The following is a 4686-nucleotide window of genomic DNA, read 5'->3' as shown; positions in this document are numbered from 1 at the left end:
GATTATCATTAATAATAAAGAAATATAAACTACATAAAAGGGGAGTAATACACATGAAAAAATGGAAATTAGCTAGTGCAATGTTAGCGATGTCTTTAATGCTTACTGCTTGTGGTTCTAACGAAGAAACTACAAAAGAAGAACCAAAGGAAACTACAACAGCTAAAGATCAAACTACAGAGGGACAAGGTGCCGTTTATCCAATGACTGTATCTCCAACAACTGCTTCAACTGAAAGTGAGGAAGCAGGTACAATCAACTTTGAAGATGTGACATTTGAAACTATGCCGAAAAAAATCGCAGTGTTTGACTATGGATTCTTAGACACATTAGATGCGCTTGGTGTTGAAGGAGTTGTAGGTCTTCCTAAAGACTCTACTTTACCAGATCACCTTGAAGAATATGCTGATGATAAGTACACAAGTATCGGTACTTTAAAGGAACCATTACTTGAAGATATCGCTGAAATTGACCCGGATGTAATTTTTATTTCTGGTCGTCAAGCTCCATATTATGAACAATTAAAGGAAATCGCTCCTGTAGTATTCGTTGGTACTTCTCAAGATGACTATTGGAACACATTTTTAGCTTCTGTAGATACTGCAGCTAAAATGTTCGGTAAGGAAGCGGAAGCTAAAGAATATCTTGCTAAATACGATTCAGCTTTAGAAGAAATTAAGGCTTTAGCTGGTAACTATGAAACATCATTAGTTACTATGTATGATCAAGGTAAATTATCTGGCTTCGCAGAAAACTCTCGTTTCGGTTATATGTATGACATATATGGCTTCAAACCAGTGACAGATAATATCGAAGCTTCTTCTCACGGTTCTAACTTCGGCTTCGAAGCAATTTTAGAATTTGATCCGCAAGTGTTATTCGTAATCGACCGCACAGCAGCTACAGGTGAAAAATCTAACATCAAAGCTGATATGGAAAATGAAATCATCAAGAAAACAGAAGCTTACAAAAACAATAGAATCGTTTACTTAGATGGTCCACTTTGGTACTTAAGCGGTGGAGGCTTACAATCAGAGCTTGCAAAAATTGAGGAAGTTTTAGCTGAATTAAAATAGGTCAATAATTTGTGTATGGGGCTTTCCAAAAAGTTAGTGAAAACTGACTCTTTGGAAAGCTCTGTTTTGTTGTTTCATGGCTAGCTTTCTCAATACAAAGATACAGCAGAACATGTAGGCGGATTAAAAGGGCCTAACTTTGAAGCAATTAACGAATTAGCACCAGAATGGATGTTAATCTCTGGGCGTTAAGCAGAAGTATATGAAGAATTAAACAAAATGGCTCCAACTGATAAAAAAGATCTGATTGTTTTAACATCTGGCAGCGGTTTAGTGTCTCTTGATAAAATGATCAGTGATATGGAAGCGGCTGAGACGTATTCGAAGAAGGCTGTCTAATTTCGTTTATTTGACGAGGATAGGTGGCTTTTTCGTTTATATAGGAAGAAAAAGATAAGCGACTTTACTTTTGATTCTCCAGCGCTTGTATTTTCGCTTTAATCGGTGAATAATAACTTATAATAAAGGGGCTGCCTTGAAATAACGCTTAGTTCATTCATGTATGTGCCTAATATTGTGCATAGCCGTTTGTTCAATAACATTTATTAGAATAGCCATTATAAGGGATATTTTCTTCCAAAATATTGAACTTTATAGCATTTTTTTAATAAGTCGTTTATAATTGAGTACAGCCTAGATACGTTTAGTTTATAGTATTATTTATTGGCAAGTTCACGAATGATTTTATATAGTATAAGAGTGAATGTGAGGATGCAAAGAGCAATATGAAAATTAAGTGATGATTTGTAAAGTTCATTCATAAGATAGTGAGGTGCCAGAGTACAAGTTGTCTCAGGATGTAGCAACAATGGGTTTTATAGGTGATTGATTAATGAACTTATAAGTGTTAGTATTAACTTTACCGTTTTTCCGAAGTTTATAAAGGAAGTGTAACAGTAGGTATATACGTTACCACTAGATTAGTAGAGGTGAAACCATGAATAACTTTTTTAAAAAAGGCCAGCAGTTTTTGATTGATCATACTCTTGGCTTTTTCTTAATTGCAGTCGTCATGTTTTGGATTAAAACATATATTGGGTATCAAGTAGAATTTAGTTTAGGCATCGAGAATGGATTACAAAGCTTTTTATTATTTATTAATCCATTAAGTTCAGCCGTTCTATTCTTTGCTTTAGCATTATTAGCAAAAGAGAAAAAGGTGTTTAAATGGATTGTTCGTTTAAATGTAATTTTCTCACTATGGTTATTCTTTAATATTGTGTATTATCGTTCATTTACGGACTTTATTAGTTTACCAACATTAACACAAGTACAAAATGCGGGGAATTTAGGATCGAGCGTATTAGCGCTTTTTAAACCATATGATGTATTGTACTTTGTAGATACTGTTATTCTCTTTGTTCTATATAAATGGAAAGGGAAAAAATTCGTAGTTGTTAAACCAAAGCGTCGGACAGTTGCAATAGTGTTTCTAACAGGGATTGCTATTTTTACTGTAAACCTAGCATTAGCAGAGAAAGATCGTCCGCAGTTATTATCAAGAACGTTTGACCGTAACTATATTGTGAAATATTTAGGCCTGTATAATTACACAATATATGATGCTGTTCAAAATACAAAAACATATGCTCAACGCGCAACAGCTAGCAGTACTGATTTAACGGAAGTGATTAACTATACAAAGGCAACAAAAGCTGAACCGAATCCGAAATACTTTGGTGCAGCTGAAGGGAAGAATGTCATTTATCTTCACTTAGAGTCGATGCAACAATTCTTAATTGACTATAAATTAAATGGGGAAGAAGTTACACCATTTTTAAATTCATTAGCAAAGAGTAAGGATTTCATGTATTTCGATAACTTCTTCCATCAAGTGGGACAAGGAAAAACAGCCGATGCAGAGTTTATGCTAGAAAACTCGTTGTTTGGATTGCCTCAAGGAGCAGCTTTTACAAATCAGGCACAAAATACGTATCAAGCAGCTCCGGCTATTTTAAAACAAGAGGGGTATACATCAGCGGTGTTCCATGGAAACTATAAATCATTCTGGAATCGTGACAAGATGTATAAAGCACTTGGCTTTGATAAGTTCTTTGATGCGGAATATTATGATATGAAAGAAGAAGATGTTGCAAGTTATGGATTGATGGATAAACCGTTTTTCGAGGAGTCTATTCCTAAATTAGAAACGCTTCCACAGCCTTTCTATGCGAAGTTTATTACGGTATCTAATCATTTCCCTTATGCAATTGACCAAGATTTAACAACAATTGGTAAGCATACAACAGGTGATGCATCTGTAGATAATTATTTCCAAACCGCTCGATATGCGGATGAAGCATTAGAGGAATTCTTTGCGTATTTGAAGGAATCAGGATTATATGATAACTCAGTAATCGTTATGTACGGTGATCACTATGCTATTTCTGAGAATCATATGCGAGCGATGTCAGAGGTTCTTGGAAAAGAAGTGGGCGAATTTGAAAATGGTCAATTGCAACGTGTACCATTATTGATCCATGTACCAGGTGTTGAAGGTGGAGTGAAACATCAATATGGTGGTCAAATCGACCTTAGACCGACATTGCTTCATTTATTAGGTGTAGATACGAGGGAATATGTACAATTCGGTACAGATTTATTATCTAAGGATCATAATGAAATTGTTCCATTCCGAAATGGTGATTTTGTAACGCCGGATTTTTCATCATTTAAAGGAGTATATTATGATATGAAAACAGGTGAAATCGTTGAACCAACGGAAGAGATGACTAAAACGAAAGAGTCTGTTGAAATGAAATTGAATCTGTCTGATAAAGTTGTCAATGGCGACTTGCTTCGTTTCTACGAACCAGAAGGCTTTGTACCTGTTGATCCAAACGACTATGATTACACATATAGAGAAGAAGAGCAAACAAGTACACCTTCTTCTAATAAAGAATCCAAGTAAAGTAAAAGGAGCCTAGAATCAATTTCTAGGCTCCTTTATTTTTGTATGGAGGTTTCACTTTATTTAGCAAGCATTTGTGCAATATACTTTTTTATTTCCTCTGGCTTTCCGGCAATCGTATCTTCACGAACTTGATCTTTTGCAACCTTTTCTTTTGCCTTCCTTAGAACTTCTTCAGCATTTTTTTGTGCCACGACAACAACACCGTCCGCATCGCCGACAATAATATCTCCTGGATAAACAGCGACGCCGCCGCATGAAATTGGCACATTAATATCGCCGACTCCTGCTTTGCCGCTGGAAGCGACTGTTGTACCTCTTGAGAAAACAGGAAAATCTAGCTCTTTAATGGCTACGATATCTCGAATTACTCCGTCAACAACTAATGCACGGATGCCCATCGTTTTCATTAAACCAACAACAAAGTCTCCAGCAATAGCACGATATGTATCTCCTTTGCTATCAACAACAAGTACATCACCAGGTTGTGCGGCTCCAATGGCCTTTAAGACAGCGCGATTATCATTAATCGGCAGCTGAACGGTCAACGCTCGTCCAGCAAAGCGATAATGCTCCTGTAAAGGCTTGATAGCAGAATTTAGGTTGTTTAATCCATCGAGTACATCTGAAATCGCCGTTGTAGGGATATTTTGAAACTCCGTAATGATATTTTCCATACAATGATTCCTCCTATTAAAC

3 protein-coding genes are annotated in these 4686 nt (G+C 36.1%); 2 read left to right on the top strand and 1 reads right to left on the bottom strand.

Features of this window, described 5'->3' with window-relative positions; genetic code table 11:
* Positions 1-53: 53 nt before the first annotated feature.
* Positions 54-1076, top strand: a complete 1023-nt coding sequence (locus tag V7068_RS17590; RefSeq protein ID WP_499713857.1) for a siderophore ABC transporter substrate-binding protein — start codon at positions 54-56, stop codon at positions 1074-1076.
* A 937-nt stretch (positions 1077-2013) separates the two neighbouring features.
* Positions 2014-3987 (top strand): lipoteichoic acid synthase, encoded by a 1974-nt coding sequence (gene ltaS, locus V7068_RS17585; RefSeq protein ID WP_499713856.1) that lies wholly within the window; start codon positions 2014-2016, stop codon positions 3985-3987.
* A 59-nt stretch (positions 3988-4046) separates the two neighbouring features.
* On the opposite strand, the gene V7068_RS17580 is transcribed toward ltaS, so the two are convergent.
* Positions 4047-4664 (bottom strand): RraA family protein, encoded by a 618-nt coding sequence (locus V7068_RS17580; RefSeq protein ID WP_499713855.1) that lies wholly within the window; start codon positions 4662-4664, stop codon positions 4047-4049.
* Positions 4665-4686: the final 22 nt, after the last annotated feature.

This window comes from Bacillus sp. JJ634 (assembly GCF_036962285.1).
Lineage (GTDB): Bacteria > Bacillota > Bacilli > Bacillales > DSM-1321 > Peribacillus > Peribacillus asahii_A.
This window is presented reverse-complemented; position numbering and strand designations above follow the sequence as displayed.

Excerpts from the sequence above, each read along its gene's own strand:
- V7068_RS17590 (WP_499713857.1), top strand. The coding sequence starts at position 54 with ATGAAAAAATGGAAATTAGCTAGTGCAATGTTAGCGATGTCTTTAATG.
- ltaS (WP_499713856.1), top strand. The coding sequence starts at position 2,014 with ATGAATAACTTTTTTAAAAAAGGCCAGCAGTTTTTGATTGATCATACT.
- V7068_RS17580 (WP_499713855.1), bottom strand. The coding sequence starts at position 4,664 with ATGGAAAATATCATTACGGAGTTTCAAAATATCCCTACAACGGCGATT.